Annotated in this window: 20 protein-coding genes; 16 read left to right on the top strand and 4 right to left on the bottom strand. The window is 56.0% G+C overall.

The features are described 5' to 3' along the window. The 5 genes from PEH01S_RS31055 to ku all read left to right on the top strand — a co-directional run. On the top strand, positions 1 to 351 hold a 351-nt coding region (locus tag PEH01S_RS31055), incomplete at its 5' end, for an MFS transporter (protein WP_127490075.1). A 267-nt stretch (positions 352 to 618) separates the two neighbouring features. After that, entirely contained in the window at positions 619 to 1,263 is a 645-nt protein-coding gene (locus PEH01S_RS31050) for an SIMPL domain-containing protein (RefSeq protein ID WP_127490074.1), read from the top strand. A gap of 111 nt (positions 1,264 to 1,374) precedes the next feature. After that, positions 1,375 to 2,397, top strand: coding sequence for an AraC family transcriptional regulator (locus tag PEH01S_RS31045; RefSeq protein WP_025850484.1), 1,023 nt, complete (start codon positions 1,375 to 1,377; stop codon positions 2,395 to 2,397). Between the two features lie 208 nt (positions 2,398 to 2,605). After that, entirely contained in the window at positions 2,606 to 4,060 is a 1,455-nt protein-coding gene (locus PEH01S_RS31040; protein ID WP_127490073.1) for an MFS transporter, read from the top strand. 109 nt (positions 4,061 to 4,169) lie between these two features. Further along, on the top strand, positions 4,170 to 5,027 hold the full coding sequence (gene ku, locus PEH01S_RS31035; RefSeq protein ID WP_246063114.1) for a non-homologous end joining protein Ku: 858 nt from the start codon (positions 4,170 to 4,172) through the stop codon (positions 5,025 to 5,027). A gap of 114 nt (positions 5,028 to 5,141) precedes the next feature. Here the strand turns inward: ku and PEH01S_RS31030 are convergent, their stop codons facing one another. From PEH01S_RS31030 to PEH01S_RS31020, 3 genes are all read right to left on the bottom strand, one after another. Next, complete coding sequence (locus tag PEH01S_RS31030) at positions 5,142 to 6,605, bottom strand: DUF5050 domain-containing protein (protein WP_127490069.1); 1,464 nt, start codon at positions 6,603 to 6,605, stop codon at positions 5,142 to 5,144. A gap of 320 nt (positions 6,606 to 6,925) precedes the next feature. Further along, positions 6,926 to 7,291 (bottom strand): hypothetical protein, encoded by a 366-nt coding sequence (locus tag PEH01S_RS31025; protein ID WP_025850480.1) that lies wholly within the window; start codon positions 7,289 to 7,291, stop codon positions 6,926 to 6,928. Positions 7,292 to 7,352: 61 nt separating this feature from the next. After that, entirely contained in the window at positions 7,353 to 7,718 is a 366-nt protein-coding gene (locus PEH01S_RS31020; protein ID WP_127490067.1) for a hypothetical protein, read from the bottom strand. Positions 7,719 to 8,164: 446 nt separating this feature from the next. Here PEH01S_RS31020 and PEH01S_RS31015 point away from each other — a divergent pair, with 446 nt between their 5' ends. After that, positions 8,165 to 8,953 carry a phosphodiester glycosidase family protein gene (locus PEH01S_RS31015; protein WP_025850478.1) on the top strand — a complete coding sequence of 263 codons (789 nt, stop codon included), beginning with the start codon at positions 8,165 to 8,167 and terminating at the stop codon, positions 8,951 to 8,953. A 43-nt stretch (positions 8,954 to 8,996) separates the two neighbouring features. Here PEH01S_RS31015 and PEH01S_RS31010 read toward each other — a convergent pair whose 3' ends face one another. Continuing rightward, positions 8,997 to 9,863: an AraC family transcriptional regulator gene (locus PEH01S_RS31010; RefSeq protein ID WP_025850477.1), complete on the bottom strand. Its 867-nt coding sequence runs from the start codon at positions 9,861 to 9,863 to the stop codon at positions 8,997 to 8,999. 195 nt (positions 9,864 to 10,058) lie between these two features. On the opposite strand from PEH01S_RS31010, the gene PEH01S_RS31005 reads away from it, so the two are divergent. From PEH01S_RS31005 to PEH01S_RS30960, 10 genes are all read left to right on the top strand, one after another. Continuing rightward, positions 10,059 to 12,704, top strand: a complete 2,646-nt coding sequence (locus PEH01S_RS31005; protein WP_246063113.1) for a metallophosphoesterase — start codon at positions 10,059 to 10,061, stop codon at positions 12,702 to 12,704. A 135-nt stretch (positions 12,705 to 12,839) separates the two neighbouring features. Next, positions 12,840 to 13,181 (top strand): PadR family transcriptional regulator, encoded by a 342-nt coding sequence (locus PEH01S_RS31000; RefSeq protein ID WP_050900535.1) that lies wholly within the window; start codon positions 12,840 to 12,842, stop codon positions 13,179 to 13,181. Next, complete coding sequence (locus PEH01S_RS30995; RefSeq protein WP_036714392.1) at positions 13,178 to 13,744, top strand: DUF1700 domain-containing protein; 567 nt, start codon at positions 13,178 to 13,180, stop codon at positions 13,742 to 13,744. The genes PEH01S_RS31000 and PEH01S_RS30995 overlap by 4 nt, the downstream gene beginning before the upstream one ends. A gap of 240 nt (positions 13,745 to 13,984) precedes the next feature. Beyond that, entirely contained in the window at positions 13,985 to 14,983 is a 999-nt protein-coding gene (locus PEH01S_RS30990) for a beta-ketoacyl-ACP synthase III (RefSeq protein WP_127490064.1), read from the top strand. Continuing rightward, the gene (locus PEH01S_RS30985) at positions 14,973 to 16,232 is read left to right on the top strand and encodes an ATP-grasp domain-containing protein (protein WP_127490062.1); all 1,260 of its coding nucleotides are present in this window, start codon (positions 14,973 to 14,975) and stop codon (positions 16,230 to 16,232) included. The genes PEH01S_RS30990 and PEH01S_RS30985 overlap by 11 nt, the downstream gene beginning before the upstream one ends. Next, on the top strand, positions 16,229 to 17,233 hold the full coding sequence (locus PEH01S_RS30980; RefSeq protein WP_127490060.1) for an NAD-dependent epimerase/dehydratase family protein: 1,005 nt from the start codon (positions 16,229 to 16,231) through the stop codon (positions 17,231 to 17,233). Before PEH01S_RS30985 ends, PEH01S_RS30980 begins: the two co-directional genes overlap by 4 nt. Then, positions 17,223 to 18,107: an MBL fold metallo-hydrolase gene (locus PEH01S_RS30975; protein WP_127490058.1), complete on the top strand. Its 885-nt coding sequence runs from the start codon at positions 17,223 to 17,225 to the stop codon at positions 18,105 to 18,107. The genes PEH01S_RS30980 and PEH01S_RS30975 overlap by 11 nt, the downstream gene beginning before the upstream one ends. Then, positions 18,107 to 19,450, top strand: coding sequence for a F390 synthetase-related protein (locus PEH01S_RS30970; RefSeq protein WP_127490056.1), 1,344 nt, complete (start codon positions 18,107 to 18,109; stop codon positions 19,448 to 19,450). The genes PEH01S_RS30975 and PEH01S_RS30970 overlap by 1 nt, the downstream gene beginning before the upstream one ends. Continuing rightward, positions 19,422 to 20,582 (top strand): GNAT family N-acetyltransferase, encoded by a 1,161-nt coding sequence (locus PEH01S_RS30965; protein WP_025850468.1) that lies wholly within the window; start codon positions 19,422 to 19,424, stop codon positions 20,580 to 20,582. Before PEH01S_RS30970 ends, PEH01S_RS30965 begins: the two co-directional genes overlap by 29 nt. A 28-nt stretch (positions 20,583 to 20,610) precedes the next feature. Continuing rightward, entirely contained in the window at positions 20,611 to 21,456 is an 846-nt protein-coding gene (locus PEH01S_RS30960; protein ID WP_127490054.1) for an SDR family oxidoreductase, read from the top strand. Positions 21,457 to 21,508 lie beyond the last annotated feature (52 nt).

Below are 21,508 nucleotides of genomic sequence, written 5' to 3'. Positions count from 1 at the left end.
AAGCCGGTCCTGATGACGGCAGGCCTGCTTGGCGGGGCCGCCTTTGCAGCGGTCCCGTTCGCCGCGCAGGGGAATCTGCTGATGCTGCTGCTGCTGTTCGGCCTGGCTGGCGGGCTCGTCGGCTCGTTCTTCACGTTGGGGCTTGCCTATGCGGCCGATGTGGTGCCGAAAGCCGTGCTGCCCCGGACGAACGTCATCGCCTCCGTACTGTTCAGCATCGGAAGCATCACCGGGCCGAATATCGGCGGCTTCAGCATGCAGTACTTCTCCGTCCACAGCATGTTTTATTGGCTTGGCGGCGCATATGTCTTATTCGCGCTGCTCGGACTGTGGTTCCGGCCGAAGGTGTGACCCGCCCGTCGGTGTCCGTCTGTCGAAGCACGCCAGACGACAAAAAGAGGAGCTGTCTCCCGATTTATTCGGGCAGGCAGCTTCTCTTTTTGTTGCTCCGCTTATCATACTGCTTCGGCTTCCGGGCTGCGCACCGGCAGCGGCTTGCCCAGCTTGCATCCCTGATGCGATTGCTTCAAAGTTTGTGTTTTATCCGCAAGGTTCATACAGGGTTCGAATCGAAATACATTGGATAGTAGACCCTTTATTCAAGGAAGGTGATCCGAAATGAATACGACGGCTTTGACCGACAGCTCCAGAAACATGATCGAAGTCACAGGCGAAGGAACGGTTGCCGCAGCCCCGGACCGCGCGCTGATAACGCTCGGGGCCATCACGGAGAAGGCAAGTCTGAGCGAAGCGCAGACCGAAAATGCCGGAACGGTGTCAAGCATCCTCCAATCGCTTTTCCAATTGGGGATTCCGAAGGAAAAAGTGCAGACGGTCCAGTACGGCATCGAGATCCAATACAACTACAAGGAAGGGGTTCAAACGTTCCGCGGCTACAAAGTGACTCACCTTCTGCGGGTGACGGCGGACAAGATCGAGCAGACGGGAGGTATCGTGGACACGGCGGTACGACACGGGGCGAATACCGTATCCGGCATCCAGTTTACTTCGGCGCATCCGGAGGCTTATTACAATCAGGCGTTGACGATGGCGGTCCACAGCAGCCGCCAGAAGGCGGCGACTCTCGCGAAAGCGATGGGCGTAGCGCTTCATCCTACCCCGGTTCGGATTCAAGAAGCGTCGCAGTCTATCGAACCGCGCCCGTACCAAATGGCGTCTTTTGCCGCTGCGGCCGCCACTCCCATCCAGCCGGGAGAGCTGAACATTTCCGCTGTCGTCAAAGCTTATTATTCTTATTCCTGACGATCGATTCCAGGTCACACAGCTCATGCCGTTGAAATGAACGCACCGACCAAGTACAATGAGACTGGATGATAATCGTTCTCATTTGATAATTGGAAGAAGGTGCGTTGTTTGACGCCGAATGTCGAGGTAGCCAACATACACGATTATTTTGACCGGATCGCTGAATTGGTTCATGGAACGGTTCGTACCCGAAGCTGGGAGCAGCAGCTTTCCCCGCCGCCTCATATCGGAAAGGGGAAGATTACCCGGATGCGGATTCGTCCGGGAATGGAGATCGTCGTTTCGGATATGACGTACGAGCGCAATATGAAGCTGCACATTATGGAAGCGTGCCGGCTGTTCGAGCTGAGCTACTGCGTAAGCGGTGAAATTTACTGCGAGTGGAACGGCAGAGAAAACTTGACGGGAAGCCGGACGGGCAATGTACTGCTCCTGGAAAATGTTCAAGTTTACGAGGAGATCAAAGCGGGTCTCCGGCACCAATTGCTGGAGGTGCGTTTTGCTCCCGAGGAGCTGCTCCGGTATGCCGACGATGCGTCCGAGAAGCAGGGGATGGAAGCGTGGATACAGCGGCATAAGGGAAGCATCGATCCTTACTCCGATTCCCCGGCTATTCGAAAATGCGTATCCGATCTCATGCATTGCACCTACAAAGGCTCGATGAAGCGATTGTACATGGAAGGCAAAGCGATGGAGCTCCTCGCCTTGTTTGCCGAAGCCGGGGGACGCGCTCCCGCGGACCGCAAGCTCGTGCTGCGCCGCGACGATATCGAGAAGCTGAAGGAGGTCAGGCAGTGGGTGATCAACCGGATTGAGCATCCTTTGTCCATCCGGGAACTGGCCAGACTCGCGGGTATCAACGAATATAAGCTGAAAAAGGGCTTTCGCGAGCTGTTCGGCATGACGATTTTCGAGCTTGTTAGACAAGAGCGGGTGGAAAGGGCGCTTCGCTTCATGGAAATCGAGCGGATGAATGTGGGAGAAGCCGCCGTTTCCGTCGGTTACAGCAATGTCAGCAATTTTACGACGGCGTTTCGGAAGCATTACGGCTGCAATCCCGGCGAATATGTAAAGCAGCTTCATCGTTTGGACTTGCGGCAAAGCATGGAGCAGGAGAACAATAATACGTAATGCCAACCCTTCAAACACTTGTACTTCCAAAGGTTTGAGGGGTTTTTGTTTTATTTCAGCCTCCTTGTACAGGGATAAAAACTTCCTCCACAGGTAGCGCAGCCACAGCTTTTCGAATGATAATGATTATCAATGATGGATTGACGGTCTGACGGACCGCCTGTTCCAGCACGAAAAGCATAGATGTTACTGGTAGGAGGAAAATCCCATGTCCAATTCGATCCCCGAAGCACTCACATCCGATCGTTCCCCGAAGCAGCAGACGGACCGCCGCCGTTGGTATGCGCTTGCGGTGGTTTTGCTGCCCATTCTGCTGATCCAATTGAATACGTTCATGATTCAGGTCGCGCTGCCGTCCCTGCAGAATAGCCTGCATGCGAGTTTCTCCGAAGGTCAGTTTATTGTCGCCGGTTACTCGCTCGGCATGGCGCTGGCTTTGATTATAGGCGGCAAACTCGGCGATATGTACGGCAGAAAACGGATGCTGGTCATCGGCGTGGCCGGCTTTACGCTTACGGCTGCGCTCGGCGGGTTGGCTTCCGATCCGTCGGTTCTCATTGCCATTCGAATCGTGCAGGGGCTGTCCACGGCGATTATTCAGCCGCAGGTATTGTCGACGATGCAAGTCAGCTTCCCGCCGCAGGAGAAGGCACTCGCTTTTGGAATTTACGGCGCATTGATCGGCGTCGGCTTCACCTTCGGCTTGATTTTGGGCGGGCTGCTGATCGATTGGAATTGGTTCGCGCTCGGCTGGCGGAACGTTTTCTTTTTCAATGTGCCGTTCGGTGTGCTTGTTCTGCTGCTTTTGCCGATCATCCCCGAATCTCGCGGGGGGCAGGCTCGAAGCATAGACTGGAGCGGCGCCATCCTGCTGATCGCCGGTTTGTTTCTGCTGATTTATCCGCTGTCGGAAGGGCAGAAGCGAGGCTGGCCGCTCTGGACGTGGAGCTGTCTGGTCCTGGCTATCCCCGTTCTGTTGGCCTTTATCGCCGTCGAAATCCGGAAAAGCAAGCAGGGGGCCGTTCCGCTTGTCGACCTGTCCATATTCAAATTGCCTTCGTTCAGAGTCGGCATGATCACGGTAACGGTGTTCTACAGCGGGATGTTCTCGTTCTTCTTTATCCTGAGCTACTTCCTGCAATACGGCTTGCATTACAGCGTCCAATCCACGAGTCTGGTTTTTCTGCCAATCAGCGTTGGATCTTTCCTGAGCTCGCTGGTATCTTCCGGAATCGTCAGGAGATGGGGAGAAGTCGTGCTGAAAATCGGGGCGCTGGTCATGGCGGTCTGCAGCTTTGGGCTCATTGGATCGCTGCATGTAGGCGGTGCGGAGCTGCTGACCATGCGGAATATGACGATCCTGCTGGTGTATGGTCTCGGTCTGGGATTGGCCGGTACGCCGCTTGTCAATGTAGCGCTCAGCGTCGTGCCTGCGAAAAATGCGGGCACCGGCTCGGGCTTGTTCACGACCTTCACGTATTTGGCCAATTCACTGGGGGTTGCGCTGATCGGCATTTTGTTCTCGGCCGTGTTGAGTAAGCCGCTAGCGGCAGCGGACCTGCCGGATTTTGTACGGGCATTCTCCGTCTCTCTAACCGTTACCGGAAGCTTGGCTCTTGCCGCGTTTAGTTGTCTGTGCCTTCTGCCCAAGCGGAGGGTGTGAGAGGAGGCTCAATTGTTTAAAGAATTTATCCGCCCCTTGGCTTTGGTTACGATTTCCTTATTCAGGGAAATATAAGGAAAAATAGACAAGGGGGCACATTATGCGGGCTATGTGGAAAGGCACGATCAGCTTTGGATTGGTGAACATTCCGGTGAGTATGTATAAAGCAACGGAAGAGCATAAGACAAGTTTCCGCAGCTTGCATGCATCTTGTCATCAGCCTATACAGTATAAAAAATGGTGTCCCTCTTGCAATCGAGAAATTCAGCAGAAAGAGATTATGCGAGGCTACGAATATGCTCCGGGGCATTTCATCACGATTGCAGATGAAGACATGGACAAGCTGCCGCTTCCTACGCTGAGGACGATCGAAATTCTTCACTTTACGGACCGGGACAGCATTGATCCGATTTACTATGAGAATGCCTATTATTTGGGGCCGGCGGAATTCGGCAGCAGGTCCTATAGGCTTCTTCATACCGCCATGAATCAAACTGGAATGGTCGCTGTGGCCAAAGTTGCCTTTCGTACAAGCGAGCATCTGACCGTTCTTCGACTGCATCATAACTGTCTTGCGCTTCATTTTATTTATTATCCCGCGGAAATACGGTCGGTGCGGGAGGTGCCGGGAGTTGAAGGCGGGGCGCAGTTTACCGAATCCGAACTCCAAATGGCCGTACAATTGATTCATCAGATCAGCGGGGCCTTCCGAAACGATTATCGCAGCAATTACGAAGCTGCACTCCAACAGCTCATTCAAGCTAAGATACAAAACAGGGAGCTTGAGCAGCCTCAAATTACGCCTGTCGTTGACCTGATGGAAGCACTTACACAAAGCTTGGCGGCTCTCCGCCAACCAGCCGTAATCGCGTCGGACACTTCTACCATTGCTTTTCCCGTAACATCGAAGGCTCTGGATGGAGCCCGCACAACCATTTCAAACACAAGACCGAGACGGCGGAGATAATCTCTCGAATAACGCTCTCCCGTGCCTTGCTCGCATCTCCGGACGTGCGAAGAAAGCAAGCCTTCGAACCGCAAGGTCCGAGGACTTGCTGATTTGGCATGGACAGGGGGTTGTTTAAGGCTGCGGCTTGTCGATGTTCATATGCTCCATGGTGCGGTCGCCCATGGACCAATTGGGGAAGTAAAGCTGGTCTTCGGCGATATATAACGCCGTTGCCCGCGCTTCCGCAAGCGCTTGACGCCCGGTGCCGTCCAGTCTGATTCGCTCCACCGAGGCGGAGCGCGAAACGCCGAAGCTGCCGCTGACATAGTAAACCCAGCCGTCCCGATAGTTCAGTCCGAAAACCGGAATCCTCGCGGATTCGTGCAGCGGAATATCGACGGAGCCGTCAGCGCTCATTTTGCGCAGCTGCTTGCCGTCCTTCACATAATAGATCCATCCGTCAATGACAGTGAAGTCCGTCACCTTCTCCCGCAGCTCCGTTCGTCCCGATCCGTCGTTCCCCATGGCGTAAAGCGTCTTTTTCTCCCCTTCGTCGGTCAGAACATAGAGGCGTTCGCCTTGCAGAAAAAAATTGTTGATGTCCATACCGGAAAGGAGTATCTGCTTCTCTGAACCGTCCGTTCTCATCCGCTCCATACCGTTCGGAGAGGAGAAGGGAGCGTTATCGTTACCGCGGCGTTCAACGAGGTGAAGGTAATACATCCACCCGTCTTGGACCCACAGGCGGCTGGCATTCGTCTGCGATACAAGCGTCCGCTCCGTGCCGTCGGTTTTCATTTTGTAGATGGCGTTTGGCTTGGATGGCTCGGATGCGATGTAATACAGCCAATCATCAACTGCATTGATGGAGGTGGCTTTATCGTCCGAAAGCTTGGTCCGGCTCGAGCCATCCGGTTTGGATCGGACCAGCTGGTGCGCTCCCTCCGACCAGAGGTACGGATTCATGTACACCCACCCGTCCTTGACGGAAAGCTGACCGCCGTTCGCCAGGTTTAACGCCTCCGCCTGGATGCGGCCTTCTTCCGAAGGCTTGGTGCACGATTGGATGGCAAAGCCGCGCACGCCGTCCCAGGAAGTCTTCCAGTTGAACTCCTCGTGCGCAAATCTCCAGGTCATCGGGAAATAAACGATGTTGCGGTACAGCAAAACAGGGTAAGGTTCGTCCGCATTAACGATCGTTTTGCCGTTCACCTTCACGGGAAAAGGAGCGGGGACGGCAGCTGGCGAACTGCCGCTGTTGGCGTTGGCCTCTGCGGTTAGAGCTTGTGCCAGTGGAATACAGCCGTCCTTTTTATCCAGAGACAGTCCGCTTTCCTTGCTCCAAGAAACGGTCAAGCCCAGGGAGGACGTGTAATTCCAAGTCATCGGGAAATAGGTGATGTCACGGTGCAGCAGCAGCGGGTATGGACTATGCGTTTGGTCCGTAACCGTGCCGTTCACGGTCACCGGGAACGCCGGAAATGCCGCTTGCACTTCCGGTGAAGCTGCCGCCCGGGAAACGGGAAGCGGCCAAATAAGCATGACGCTTAAGGCTGCCGCTGCTGTCGCTGTCCAAGCTTTTAAAATTCGAGGCATGATTTAGACTCCCCTTTCCTGTCGGACTTCGGACAAGCTTTGCGGGGCTTGAAAGAAAAAGCCGACGTTCTTATTAACGCCGGAAACGCCTGTTTGTTGCGCTATTTGCAAAGGGATGGGAAGTTTGCGGGGCAGCGATGAGTTAAGTGGCACTGGAAGCTGCTTCTCTTTTTTTGCTGTTGTTAAGTGCCGATGTTATTTTGTATCGCGGCAAGTGCTGCATCAAAGACGACGAGGGGAGCTTTGCACAGAAAAAGAATCAGGGGCGCCCCTCTCCATGTTCATGGATTTCAGAGCGTCCCTGATCTACATCATCCGAATTATTGCGTAACGGTAATGTGGTAAATTTGGATAACGGATCTGCCCGGAAAATATTCGATCGAGTAGTAGATCGCTTTTCCGGGTTTGAGTGCCGTAAGATAACCGGAGGTCGTTACGTCTACATTATGATGTTCCCACCAAAACCAATGGAAATTGAGATTGGGCTTCGGGTCAGCCAGTTGGCCGCTCCAGCCCACTGGAATCGTGAGGTGTACGGGTTCTTTGAATTCAGAGGTTTGCGTAGTTACGTCTTGGACGGCCGTCTTGGCAGGGACTGCATTCGTGCTTGGCGCAGCGGATGCCCCACCTGCAAGCATCGTTAACGAAAGAGCGGCAATAAGAGAAGTGCTAATAATTTTTTTCATATAATTCCATCCCCTTCACACAAGATAGATTGCGAGTTTAAGATGGATCACATCATCCGAATTATTCCGTAACGGTAATATAGTAATATTGGATAACTGTTTTGCCCAGCAAAGATTCTTCCGAATAGTAGACCGCCTTTCCGGGTTTGAGTGCCGTAAGATAACCGAAGGTATCCACATCTACGACATGTTGATCATCCGAAGCCCGGTGGAAGGTGAGGGTGAACTTCGGTTCGGTCAGTGGACCGTACCAGCCTGCCGGAACAGTGACGTACACGGGTTCTTTAACTTCGGAAGATGGCGTAGTTACGTCTTGGACGTTCGTGTTGGCAGGAACTGCAGTTGTGTTTGGTGCAGCGGAAGCTCCACCTGCAAGCATCGTTAATGAAAGAGCGGCAGTGAGAGAAGCGCCAATTAATTTTTTCATATAATTCCAACCCCTTCTACAAAATGGATTACAGGATTAAAATAACGGAATTTATATTAACTAACAATAGGTAATTTAGATTAAAAAGTTTAAGGACTTACCGTCCATTAGTCGTTGGCTTCTGTAAGCTGTTTTTTTGCTTGTGATCACTGTATTTTTTGTAAGTTACTCTGAGTTCGGTAGAAAATAACATAATTTCCAGGTTTCAAGCTTCGACAATTTCCGTGCAAGAAACCGCCATGTTTCTGCGAGATGATCCAATCTTGAATGGCGAAAAGCAAACGATTGTACTATATGGGTCTAGAAGCACTAATCTTTTTTCCCAAAGACCAGCAGGAGGAGCGTGATGCAGAACCGAGAAACTCGCAGGTACAAACGTTTTGTACGAACCGTAATTTTTCGCGGATGTTATCATCATTATCAATTCAACGGGTGGAGGCATTCAGATGAAAAAGACAATTGGTATGATTTTTGCATTGACCGCATTGTTGGCATTCGTTTTTCCGTTGAGCAGCTTCGCGGCTTCTTACACGTATTCTACTTATACGGCTAACCAAGTTACGTTAAATATTATTCAAACGAGCCCTGGCAGCATCCAATTTAAAACCCTCAATCGCGACAAAAATTTACAGCAAACCAGCTATGTCGGAATTAACGGCGGATTTTTTTCCGCACAGATCGAAAAATCGACCGGCATGTATAAAACACATAATATTGCGATCAAAAACGGCGTTCCTGTCATCGGTACATCGAACAATGCAAATAATGGCTGGTACAACTCCGGCAACCAAGGCACGATTATTTGGGATGCGAAAAACGGAAAGTTTCTTTATCGGGTGTTAAATACCGGATGGGAAGTGAACAAAGCGGTAGGGCACACGAATTATTGGGCACAAGGCGGAGTGTCGATGAGCCTTGGCTCAAAGAACTGGAAAGATGTCGCTTTAAAGGAAAAGCTGCCGAACCCGGACGGAAAGGTTGAAAGATCGGCGATGGTTTATAACGGAACATCCGTTTATTTAATTGTCACCAATTCGGATTGCACCGCAGAGACCTTCCGGGCGACGATTCAAAAGTATTTTGGGATTAAAGACGGAGAACCGAAAAGCAACGTGAATGGCATATTTCTGGATGGCAGCGGGTCTTCTCAGATGAGAGCCTACGACAGCAAAAACAAGCTGGTCAATATTACAGGCGATGGCAGAAAATTGGTTCAAATTATTACCGTGAATTAAAAAGGGAAAAGCAGGCAGGTTGTCATTCTTGACGACCTGCCTGTCAGTTTTCTTCCAGTCCCGCCTCCCGGGCGTAGGACGAACGGGCCGCCACCCGGTATTCGCTGGGAGACAGCGTCGTGGACCGCTTAAACAGATTCGAGAAATAAAACCGTTCCAGCCCGATCTGGCTTGCGATTTTTTCGATGGACTGGTTCGAATGGGTGAGCAGCCATTTGGCTCTTTCAATCCGGACCTTGTTAATATATTCGATCGGCGTGACATGGAACAAGTTTTTGAAGTACCGGCTGAAATAGTTCGGACTGTAATGGAACGCTTCGGCCAGCGCTTTCGGCGTCAACGGCTCGGCAAGGTGCTCTTCGATGTACTGTAAAATTTGATTCGACCGGCTGACCGCCGGGGAGGAGGACAGACGAATCGCTTGCGGCGGGAGCCGGTCCATATAGTACGTCAAAATTTCGTATAAAATCGTATTTGCTCTGAGCGGAGACGTGATGTCGCCGCTCTTTTGACTTGCTTTCTTCAGCTTCTCGAACAGAAGCTGCATATAGGGCATGTCATCCACTTCGATAAAGTATGGAAAGTCGATCAGATGAGAGAGATGAAAGCTTCCGACGTTCGCGGAAAAATGGCACCAGTACTTGTGAAAGGTATTGTCGCTGATGATCGAGTACGCCAAAGGGGTATCCGACGGCAAAAAATACAGCTGGCCCGATACGGGATAAAACTCCTGGCGCTTCACTTGAAGCCAGCCTTCCCCGCCCAGGATCAAATAAAAGCGGTTAAAGCCGTCCGTGCTTAGCGGCCTCCTCCAATTCCGGGAAACTCTGTCGCAGTAGCTGGCGACCATAAGCTCAAGCTGCAGCGTTTTGAAATAACTTTGAATGATCTCGTTCCGGTTTCCGGCCATGCCGACTCCCCCCCCTTTCCCAGCCAAGTATACCACGGATTGGGAAGTTAGGATATTCCATGAAAAAGTTACAGATACACATACTGCAAGGAACAGGTTTTCGATACGATGAGGGTAGCCTCGCAATCGAGGTTCCGCGGGTATAACGTTGGTTAGACCGCGAATACGGAGAGGAAGGAGGGGGTCCCCTCAGGCATGAAGCCGCCGGGCCGTCCGGCGGAATTTACGGTTGCAACCGCGCAAGAGAAAGGAGTAGATCAAGTGAACAACGAACAAAAGAACGGGTATCCGAAACGAATGTGGCGCAGAACCGTATCTCTGCTGCTCGCCTCCCTTTTATTTGCGTTCCAATGGGCCGGCAGTGCAGGAGCGGAAGAGGCGGCCGACAGCCGGGCAGCGGCGGCCAAAGAAACCGTTGCGGAATGGATCTTCAAGGATAAAGGAACCGACGGCGTGTTCCCGGCAACGGGAGGGGTGTACAAGACGTCATCGACGTTTCGGGACGTAGGCACGAACACGGACCAATACACCTACGACTCGGGAGAACGCAGTATCCGCAATCAAGGGTGGAACGACGGAACGGGCAAAAAATATTGGCTGGCCACAATATCCACCAAAGGCTTCGAGAACTTGACGCTGTCGTCCCAGCAGACGTCCTCCAGCACGGGCCCGCGCGATTTCAAGGTGCAATTCAGCACGGACCAAACGAACTGGACCGACCTTCCCGGGGGCAATCTGGTGCTGGAGCAGACGAACTTCAACTGCAAAAACAACAGCTGCAAGCTGATTGACGCTCCGCTTCCGAGCCAAGCCGACGACAACGACCTGCTGTACATCCGTTGGGTCGTGAATTCGACGAAGAACGTGAGCGGGGGAACCGTGTCCAGCTCCGGCTCCAGCCGAATCAAGGACGTAATCGTGAAGGGCGACCGGAAAACGGGCGGCCCGACTCCGACATTAGGCGTGCTGCAGGCCCCTGCCAACGGAGCGAGCGACGTTGCGCCGAACGCGGCCGTCTCCGTCAAATTCAATAAAGCGATCGCTTTGAACAACGGCCCGGGCGTAAGCATCGTCGACCAGAACAACACCTCCTTGGGCAATCTGTCCGTGGGCGTCGTCAACAGCGATACGCTGGCGATCAATCACCCGGATTTTGCCGAGGGCAAATCGTATACGGTCACCGTTCCGAAGGAGCTTGTCCGGGGGGCGGCAGACGATGTGCCTCTGGCGAGTCCGATCGTTTGGAGCTTTACAACCAGAGGCGCTTCTGCGGCAGGCGCGCCGACCTTGTTGAATATGACCTTTAACGGGGATACGAAAACAAGCATCTCGTTTGACTGGTATACCGGTACGGACGTCACGGGGACCGTTGTCCAGATCGTCGAGGCTTCCAAAGCTCCGGGGGGAAGCTTCCCCGAGCAGGAGGCGATGACCTTCACCGGAACGACCGAAATCGTGAAGACGCTGATGAAAAGCAGCGACCGAAGCTCGAATAAAACGACCTCGTTCGCCAATCACAAGGTGACGGCGAATAACCTGAAGCCGGGCACGAAATACAAGTACCGCGCAGGCAGCGGAAGGGCGGACAGCTGGAGTCCGGTCGGCTCCTTCACGACGGACCATGTGAACAACCACGATTTTCACTTTATTTATACGACGGACACGCAAGGCTCCAGCAAAGGGAATTTCGAGCTGTGGCAGGATACGTTCCGCAGAGCGATCGATCATATCGGCGACCCGAAATTCATGCTGCTCACGGGCGATCTGATCGATGACGGGGATCTGGAGCAGCAGTGGCAATGGTTCCTGGGCATCCCGCAGAAAGAATTTGCGAACGTTCCGTTCGCTCCGGTCGTCGGCAACCATGAGATCGAGGATCACCCGAACAACAACTTCTACTATCATTTCAACCTGCCCAAAAGCGTCGGCACCGGCACCGAAGACGGCACGGTGTATTCCTTCGAATACGGCGATGCGCTCTTCATGCAGATCAATACGCAGTACGAGGGCGACGTCGACCCGTATAAGGCCGATGCCGGCTTTAAAGCGCAGGTGGACTGGATGCGCAACCAAGTCGCGAAGACGGACAAGAAGTGGAAAATCGTCGCGATGCACAAGGGGGCGTATTCCTCCGGGGACAATGCGGATGCGGAATCGGATCGCGTGGAATTTTACCGCAAATATTTGATTCCCGTCTTCGACGAATTGGGCATCGATATGGTGCTGGAAGGCCACGACCACCTGTACATGAGATCGCATCAGATGCTGGGCAACAAGGCGATCAAAGACGTCGTCGTCGACGAGCAGGGCAATGTGGTGAACCCGAAGGGCTCGGTGTATTTGATGGGCAATTCGGCGGCCGCCAAGTTTTACAAGATCAATCCGAACATCAAGGACTTCTTCTCCGTGAAAAACGCCCAGCCGAACAAAAAAATGTTCGTGGACGTTCAAGTCACGGACGGCATCCTGAAATTTACCTCCTATACGGCCGCCAAGAACGAGCCGCTGGCCGTTTACGACCAATACAGCATCAAGCGGACGGACGGCAAGCCGTCCAGAGTGGAGAATGCTAAGGCCGAGCTGAAAAGCCGCAGCGCCGTCATCTCCTGGAACGCTCCCGCGTCCACGTCCGAACCGGTCAGAGGCTACCGGATTTACGAAAAGAACGACAAGGCCGGCACGAACTGGAGCGTATACGTTCCGGCGGTCAAAGGCCAGACCGCGTACCAATACACCGTCAATAACGCGGACCCGGCCAAAACGTACGACTTCGTCATCAAAGCGGTCGGCGCAAGATCGAATTCCGACCCGGCGGAGGCAAGTACGACAGCGAATCCGTAGCTTGAAATCGCAGCCTGTGCCTGCGGCTTCTTCGATAACCGAAGGAGCCCGGGCACGGTCTTTTTTTACGCCAAGTACCTTGCAACGCAAAGTAGTATGTGGTAGCATAGTAGTGGAAGGGGAGATCGTATGGACATGACAGAGTGGACCTCCCAGGTTCGCCGCGGAATTTTGGAATATTGCATTTTGCTGCTGGTCAGCAAGCAGCCGCGATACGGCTACGAGCTGGTAACGCTGTTAGATCGATGGGAGCCCCTTGCCGTAACGGAAGGGACGCTGTACCCTCTTCTGCGCAGGCTGCTTAAAGAGAACTATATCGAGTCCTTCTGGAAGGAGTCGGAAGCCGGCCCGCCGCGCAAATATTACAGCCTGACTGCCGACGGACACCTCCTGCTGGAGGCGATGTCCCGCGAATGGAACAAACTGGATGCAGCAGTGTATCAAATTCAATTGTATCGGGGAGAGGAACCGTTATGAGTCCGAAGACGAGAGCGTATTTGGAAAAACTGTATCAGCTATTGCAGAAAATGCCGGAAGACGAGCGGCTGGACGCGATCCGGGAAATCGAGAGCCATATTGCGGAAGGCGTGGCGAACGGTCAATCGGAGGACGCCATTCTGGCCCGGCTTGGCGACCCGCGTATGCTGGCGAAAGCGTACCGGAGCGAATATATGATGGAAAAAGGCCGGGGGAGATCGTTCAAAGACGTCATGATAATGGCCGGTTTTTATTGCTCGACAGGGCTCCTGAGCATCATGGTCATCCCTGTGCTTGCCACCATCGCCTACGGGTTCGGGTTTTGTGCGGTTCTCGTCTTGTTGGCCGGGTTCATCCGCACGCTCGGCATCGGCGCCACCTGGATCCAGATGAGCCTCGGGCCCGGGATGGAAGTTCCGACCGAGTGGAGCATGGTGTTTTCCACCATCGTCGGCGGCATCATTGGAGGAATTGCTTACGTAAGCTGGAGAGGCCTGCGCCTATATATGAGCTTCCTTTCCGCGAGCTACAAAAAAGTGCTGCCCGGCAGCAGAGCGATGTAGCGTCGTATGACGAAATGTCCATCGTGCAGCAGGGGAATACCGCAGTAATATGACCGCATTCCGTGTCGGAATATGCGGTTTTTTTGCTTTTCGAAAAGGGATACGGCGGGGCCGTCGCGAATGGATAATAGGCCTTAAGAAGGTATTAGACAAAGTTAGTACTATGTTCCGGCCGATTTTTCTTTACAATAAACATATGGTTTGAATCATACACGCACACACGGAAAGCAGAGGAGACGTATGCAAACTCGTCATGTAAAAATTATCGGAACCGGTAAATATATGCCGAAGCGCCGGGTCACCGATTCGGAGATGGATCGGGCCCTGGGCGTGCCGGAAGGCTGGGTACGGAAAAAAACAAATGTCATTCACCGCCATTTCGTAGAGGACGAAACGGCTTCTCTTATGGGAGCGAAGGCGGCCTATGAGGCCTTAGCAGCGGCTGAATTGACGTTCAACGATATCGATTGTCTGGTATGCACAAGCGGGACGATGGAGCAGCCGATTCCTTGCACGGCCGCTTTAATTCAAGAAGCGATGGGGCAGCAGCATTCCGGCGTTCCCGCCTTCGACATGAACTCGACATGCTTGAGCTTTGTCGCCGGCCTCGATGTGATGTCCTATCTGGTAGACGCCGGACGGTACCGCCGAGTCCTGCTGGTGTCGACCGAGATCGCCTCCAAAGGCTTAAACTGGAAGCAAAAGGAAAGCGCAGCTCTCTTCGGCGCCGGGGCGGCCGCAGCCGTCATCGCGAAGTCTGGGCCGGAGGAGCGCTCGCGCATTCTCTCCGCTTCCATGGAAACGTACAGCGCCGGGGCTCATCTCTCGGAAATTCGGGGAGGCGGCAGCGGCCGTCCTGCAGGGGGGTTCGCTCCGGAGACGGCGGAGCATTACATGTTCGACATGCAGGGAGAGCCTTTGTTTCGGATGGCTTCGAAGAAGCTGCCGGATTTCATGAACCGTCTTCTTGCCGGGGCCGGGTGCTCCATCGCGAACATCAAGCTGGTTATTCCGCATCAAGGCAGCGCGATGGCGATGCGGCTGCTCAGCCGAAAGCTGCGTATTTCCGAAGAGCAGCTGCTGTACATAACGCCCGACCATGGCAATACGATCGCCGCTTCGATTCCGATGGGCCTGCACGAAGCGATCCGTCAAAATAGAATCGAGCGGGGAGACCGCGTGCTGCTGGTCGGCACCTCCGCCGGACTGACGCTGGGAGGCGTTGTGCTTGATTACTGAGCAGCGTGTCTTTTCGGCCGGGGGACTTAAGGTGCTGATTACCGGCGGCCGCGCTCCGGCAGCTCTGGAGCTGGCCCGGCTGCTCGCTGCCGCCGGCTGCGAGGTGCATGCGGCCGAAAGCGTGCGGCATCATCTGTGCCGCGTATCGAAAGCCGTCGTTCGAAGCTATGCGGTGCCCAGTCCCGCACGCGAACCGGAACGCTTTATTGCCGCGCTCGAAGAGATCGTGCGGCGGGAAGGCATCGCTTGGCTGATTCCGACCTGCGAGGAAATTTTTTATGTGTCGGCAGGTTTGGAACGGCTCAGCCGGATATGCCGCGTCGCTGCTCCGCCGCTGGAGCAGCTCCGGCGGCTGCACAGCAAGTGGGAATTTATCCGCCGGGCCCAAGAGCTCGGTTTGTCCGTTCCGTACACGGAGCGGGTGCGCTCTCCGCAGGAATGGGCCCAATTCACGGCGCGAATCGCATCAAGCCCGGAGGAAGTGTTCCGGGGCGGCTATGTCGTGAAGCCGGAATTTTCGCGCTTCGCTTCCAAGGTTCGCATCGTGAAGCCTGGCCGCCGGGAAGCCGGGGCGACGGAGGGAAATTGGATTTCAGAGGAAACCGCCGTCCGATTGGAAGCCGAAAGCTATCCTTGGGTCGTTCAGCAGTTCATCCCCGGACGGACCTTGTGCACCTATAGCATTGCGCACGAAGGCAGACTCGCGGCGCATGCCGCCTATGCCGCCGATTACTCGGTCCGCGGCGGGGCCAGCGTCTATTTCGAGCCGTTGTCCCATTCCGGCCTGCTCGAATGGATACGGAGGTTTGTCCGGATGGAACGGTTCACCGGGCAAATCGCGTTTGATTTTATCGAGACGGAGCGGGGAGAGCTGTACGCCATCGAATGCAATCCGCGGACGACAAGCGGCATTCATCTGTTCCGGCCGAAGGACGGGCTGGCCGCGGCCTTGCTGCATCCGGAAGCGCTGGGCGAATCGGTGATCGAGCCGCAGCCGCATGCGCGGGGGATGCTGGGGGTGCCCATGCTGGCCTGCGGGCTTACGGGAAGCCGCTCGTGGCCGGCCCTCGCGGCGTGGCTGTCCAAGTATGCCGCGGCCCGGGATGTGGTGTTCCGGTGGAGCGACCCGCGGCCTTTTGCGGAGCAGCTTTTTCTGCTGGCGGAGCTTCGGAGAGCCGCGTCCGCGCGCAAGCAGACGCTTATGGAAGCTTCGACCGGCGATATCGAATGGAACGGAGGGACATCATGAACAGGAATGCCCTAGTGACGGGAGGAACAGGCTTTCTGGGCCGACGGCTTGCTCTCCGGCTCCGGGACGAGGGCTGGAACGTTACCGCCTTGGGCAGACAACCGGCGATCGGGGAGGAGCTTCGGCGGCAGGACATCCGTTTTATGCAGGCCGACCTGCGGGACCGGGAGCGCATGAACGCCGCTTGCGCCGGTCAGCAGGCGGTATTTCACTGCGGCGCGTTGTCAGCGTCCTGGGGGCCGTACAACGACTTTTACGAAAGCAACGTTGTGGGAACGGAAAATGTCATCGCCGCCTGCCTGCGGCATCAGGTCGGCCGACTTATTCACGTGTCGACGCCCAGCGTTTATTTCGGCGGCGCCCACCGGCTGGGCGTCCAGGAATCGGACCCGCTGCCGCGCCGTCAAGCCAGCCCGTACGCCGCGACAAAGCGGCTGGCCGAGGAGGCCGTAGCGCGGGCAGGGACGAAAGGACTGGAGACCGTTATCGTGCGGCCGCGCGCCTTGTTCGGTCCGGGCGACGCTTCGATTTTGCCGCGGCTGATCGAAGCCAATGCGGTGCAGGGAATCCCGCTGATCGGAGGAGGAAAGGCGCTGATCGACTTGACGTATGTCGACAATGCCGTCGATGCGCTGCTGCTGTGTCAAGCGGCGCCAGCCGCTTCGGTGGCGGGACGTGTTTACAATATCACGAACGGCGAGCCGATGCCTTTTGCCGAGGCGGTACGCAAGCTGCTCGGAAAACTAGGCATTCCGGTCCGGTTCAAGCGGCTGCCTTACGCCGCCGCCTACAGTGTGGCCGCGCTGATGGAGCTGTCCGCCCGCCTGCTGCCCGGCCGGGGCGAGCCGATGCTCACCCGGGCGGTTGCCGGCATGATCGGGAGAAGCCAGACGCTCGATATTAGCGCAGCCCGAAGGGAGCTGGGCTACTCGCCCAGAATTCGTGTGGACGAAGGCATGGAAGCTTTCGCGCAGTGGTGGAGGAGTAAGCATGACCTATAGACAACAGATGGAAGACAAGGGAGTGCCGATCCCGAAGCTCAAGCTGCGCCTGTTCGCGGCCGGCTATTGCACGCACCCGGAATGGGTGACGCTTCGGGGCGGCTCGCTGCGTTCGTGCCGCATACCGGCGATATTCGCCTGCATTGAGCACCCGGCGTTCGGCACGATTGTTGTGGACACCGGGTACTCGGAGCGGTTCATACAGGAAACGGAGCGGCTGCCGGAGCGATTGTACCGTACGATTACGCCCGTCGTGTTCCGCGGGGAGGAAAGCGCGGTGCGGCAGCTCGCCGTCTGCGGGGTGGCTCCGGAGCAGGTGCAGACGGTGATCGTGACGCACTTCCATGCCGATCATGTGGCCGGTTTGCGCGATTTCCCGAATGCCAGGTTTTTGTACGTGCCGGAGGCGTACAACGCGGTAAAGTCCTTACGCGGGTTGGCGGCTCTGCGAAGAGCATACCTGCCGGGACTGCTGCCGGAATCGTTCGAACGCCGCTCGCAGCCGATTCTCCGGGACCGGAAGGTCGAGCTGCCGGCGGACTTTCCGTTCTCCTGCGGCATCGATGTGTTGGGGGACGGCAGTCTGCTAGCGGTCGACCTTCCCGGGCATGCGGACGGGCAGATCGGGCTGCTGCTGTCGACCGAGCGCCACGATTATTTGCTCTGCGCCGATGCGGCCTGGTCGAGCCGGGCGATCCGCGAGAACCGTCCGCCGCACCCGCTTGCCGGGCTGGTGATGCCGAACCGGCGTCAGTACCGGGACAGCTTCGAACGGCTCGTTCGGCTGCACGAGCGGTATCCGGCTTTGCGCATCGTTCCCTCGCACTGCCCGGAGGTTTGGGAAAAGTGGATTCAAAAGGGGGAACCGCTCTAATGCTTATCGATTCGCTGCGCATTTTTTCCCGTTATTGGCTAACCCGCCACGGACGCCGGTGGATGGACCGGTCTGCGCTTGAGCGTTGGCAGGAAGCGCGCATCCGGAACCACTTGGGCTGGGTGCGGCAGCAATCCCCCTTCTACCGCGAATGGTGGGGGAACCGCCCGCTGTCGGAATGGCGGGAGTTTCCGGTGATTGACAAACAAATCATGATGGAGCAGTTCGACCGTCTGAACACGGCGGGAATCCTGAAAGAGGAGGCGTTTGCTCTGGCGTTCCGCGCGGAACAAACGCGGGATTTCACTCCGATGATCGGCGGGACGACCATCGGCTTATCGTCCGGAACGTCGGGGCACCGGGGACTGTTTCTCGTCAGCCGGGAGGAGCGGCTGGCCTGGGCGGGCGCCGTTCTGGCCAAGGTGCTCCCGGGATCGCTCTTCGGCAAGCACCGCATTGCCTTTTTTCTGCGCGCCAACAGCAACCTGTATGCCGCGGTCGGAAGCCGGCGGCTGCAGTTCTTGTTTTACGATTTGCTCGATCCTTTGGAGCGTCATCTGGACCGGCTCCGGGAGCAGCAGCCGACTCTGCTCGTCGCTCCGCCTTCCATGCTTCGCCTGCTAGCGGAGCAGCAGCGGGAGGGGCGGTTATCGATCTCGCCCGGGCGCATCGTGTCGGTGGCCGAGGTGCTGGACCCGCTCGACCGCCGATATATTGAGGAAACGTTCCGCCAAACGCTGCATCAGGTTTACCAGTGTACGGAAGGTTTTCTTGCCGCTACATGCGCTCACGGTACGCTGCATATGAATGAAGATATCGCAGTCATCCAGAAAGAATACGTGGACCTGGAGCTGCGAAAGTTCGTGCCGGTCATTACCGATTTTTCCAGAATGGCGCAGCCGATGATCCGGTACCGGCTGAACGACGTGCTGACCGAACGTTCGGAGCCTTGTCCTTGCGGATCGCCGTTTATGGCCATTGAGACGATCGAAGGACGCTGCGACGACTTGTTTTATTTTCCGGCCCGGGATGGGAAAGGCTGGGTGCGCGTATTTCCCGATTTCGTCACCCGGGCGCTGCTTGCCGCCTCCGGCGACATCGAAGCGTATTGCGCTGTGCTCCACGCGCCGAACCGGATGGAGGTTTCCCTGCAAGTAGCGGACGAGAAGCGGCCGGAGACCGAGAAGGCCGTGGCGAACGCCTTGACCGGTCTGTGCGATCGGATCGGCTGCCGTACGCCGGGGTTCGAGTTTACGGCGTATGCTTTTCGGCCGGGGGACCGGAAGCTTCGGAGGGTGGAGAGGAGGTTCGGCCTTGACTTCGAAGCTGCGCTTATTCGATAGCGGGTCGATCGGGCAGCTTGAATGGCCCGAGACGCCGGACGGCAGCTATGCCAAGCAATATCTGCTGCCGCTGCTCCGCCAGCCGGTCGAAACTTTCGTGCCGAACCTGTCTACAGCGCTGCACGTGCTGCAATTGAACGATAAGGTATTGCCGGTGACCGTCAATGAGACGGAGTATGACAATTCGTACGTCTGTTCTCCTTACACCCATTACGTCAGCTATGCGAAGCAGGAGCTGTATCTGCTGAACTCCCGCCCGACGGAGCTTGCGCTCCGCGGGCTGCTTAACGTCATGGGCTGGCTGTTGAAAGGGAGCGGGTTCAACCGGGCAGTCCACGTCAACAACTGGCTGCTGTCGACCAACTTGTATCCCGAGCTGTCTGATGAGGAAATGGAAGACGCGGTCCACTTCCTGCTCTGTTCGTTTCCGCAGCATACGCTGATTTTCCGGTCCCTCAACCGGACGACGAACGCATCGATGATGGAGGCGATGGAGAAGATGGGCTTCCGCATGGTTCCAAGCCGTCAGGTCTATCTGCTCAAGCCGTCGGACGATGCTTGGATGAATGCCAAAGCCCGCTGGCTGCTGAAACGCGACTATGGTCTGCTTAACAAACACGGGTACGAAGCCATCGGTCCGGAGGAGCTGACGGATGCCGATATGCCCCGGCTGGCGGACCTGTACCGGGCGCTTTATTTGGACAAATATTCGTACCACAATCCGCAGTTCGGTACAAACTTTTTCAAGCTGGCTTGGAAGAAAGGGCTGCTGGAGCTTCATGCGCTTCGTCACAAGCCGACGGGACGCTTGGATGCGGTGCTCGGCTTCTTTTGCCGTAACGGAGTCATGACCACGCCGATCTTCGGTTACGATACGTCGCTTCCGCAGGAGCTCGGCTTATACCGCATGCTGTCGTCGGTGCTGATCGGCATAGCCCGGACGAACGGCCATCTGCTCCACGAAAGCTCGGGTGCCGCGCAGTTCAAGCGCAACCGCGGAGCGGTCGCGGATATCGAATACAGCGCCGTTTACGACCGCCATTTGCCCTTCCGCCGGCGTTCGGGCTGGATGCTGCTGCATAAGACGCTGAACGGCATCGGCATTCCGCTAATGAAAAAATATAAATTTTGAGATAGGAGCAGGAGAAGGAGGGATTTCGATGGATAACGCCCAACCGGTAGCCTTGGTCACAGGGGCGTCCAGCGGCTTCGGCTTATTGACGTCGGTTGCGCTTGCACGCAGCGGCTACAGAACCGTTGCGACGATGCGCAATCCGGACAAATGCGAAGCGCTTCTGGAGAGGGCGGAACGCAGCGGGGTGCAGGAGCTGATCGATATCATGCCTCTGGATGTTACCGATCATGAGGCGGTCGGGCAAACCGTCGGTTCGATTGTCAAAACGTACGGCCGGATCGATGTGCTCGTCAATAATGCGGGGTTTGCTCTGGGCGGTTATGTGGAGGAGGTGCCGATGGAGCGGTGGAGACAGCAGCTGGAGACGAACGTGTTCGGAGTGATCGCGGCGACCCGGGCCGTGCTTCCGCATATGCGGGAGCGGAGATCCGGGTGCATCGTCAACGTAAGCAGTCTCAGCGGCCGATTCGGGCTGCCGGGGTATGCGCCTTACAGCACATCCAAATTCGCTATTGAAGGCTTCAGCGAGTCGTTGCGGCTCGAAATGAAGCCTTTCGGCGTCAACGTCGTGCTTATCGAACCGGGGGCTTACAACACGGACATCTGGCAAAAGGGCTTCGACTCCATATGCACTTCCGAAGCTTCTCCTTACCGGCATTTGCTGGAGAGGGTGCTTCGCTATTCGCGGCGGGCCGCGGCTACCGCCCCGGACGCGGCGGAGGTTGCGGAAACCATCGCCCGGGTCGTCCGGTCGAAGCATCCCAAGCTGCGTTACCCGCTCGGCCGCGGAGCCAAACAAAGCCTGGCGGGCAAGGCGCTGCTCCCTTGGCGATGGTACGAATCGATTGTGCAGCGGTTGCTCAATAAATGAAGGCTTAAGGCTAGGCCGTTCCCGGTCGGAGATTCGCGGGAGCGGCCTTTTT

It is taken from the genome of Paenibacillus ehimensis NBRC 15659, from assembly GCF_004000785.1.
Taxonomy (GTDB): Bacteria; Bacillota; Bacilli; order Paenibacillales; family NBRC-103111; genus Paenibacillus_G; species Paenibacillus_G ehimensis.
Note: the sequence above shows the minus strand (reverse complement) of the source record. Positions and strands in the feature narration are given on the sequence as shown.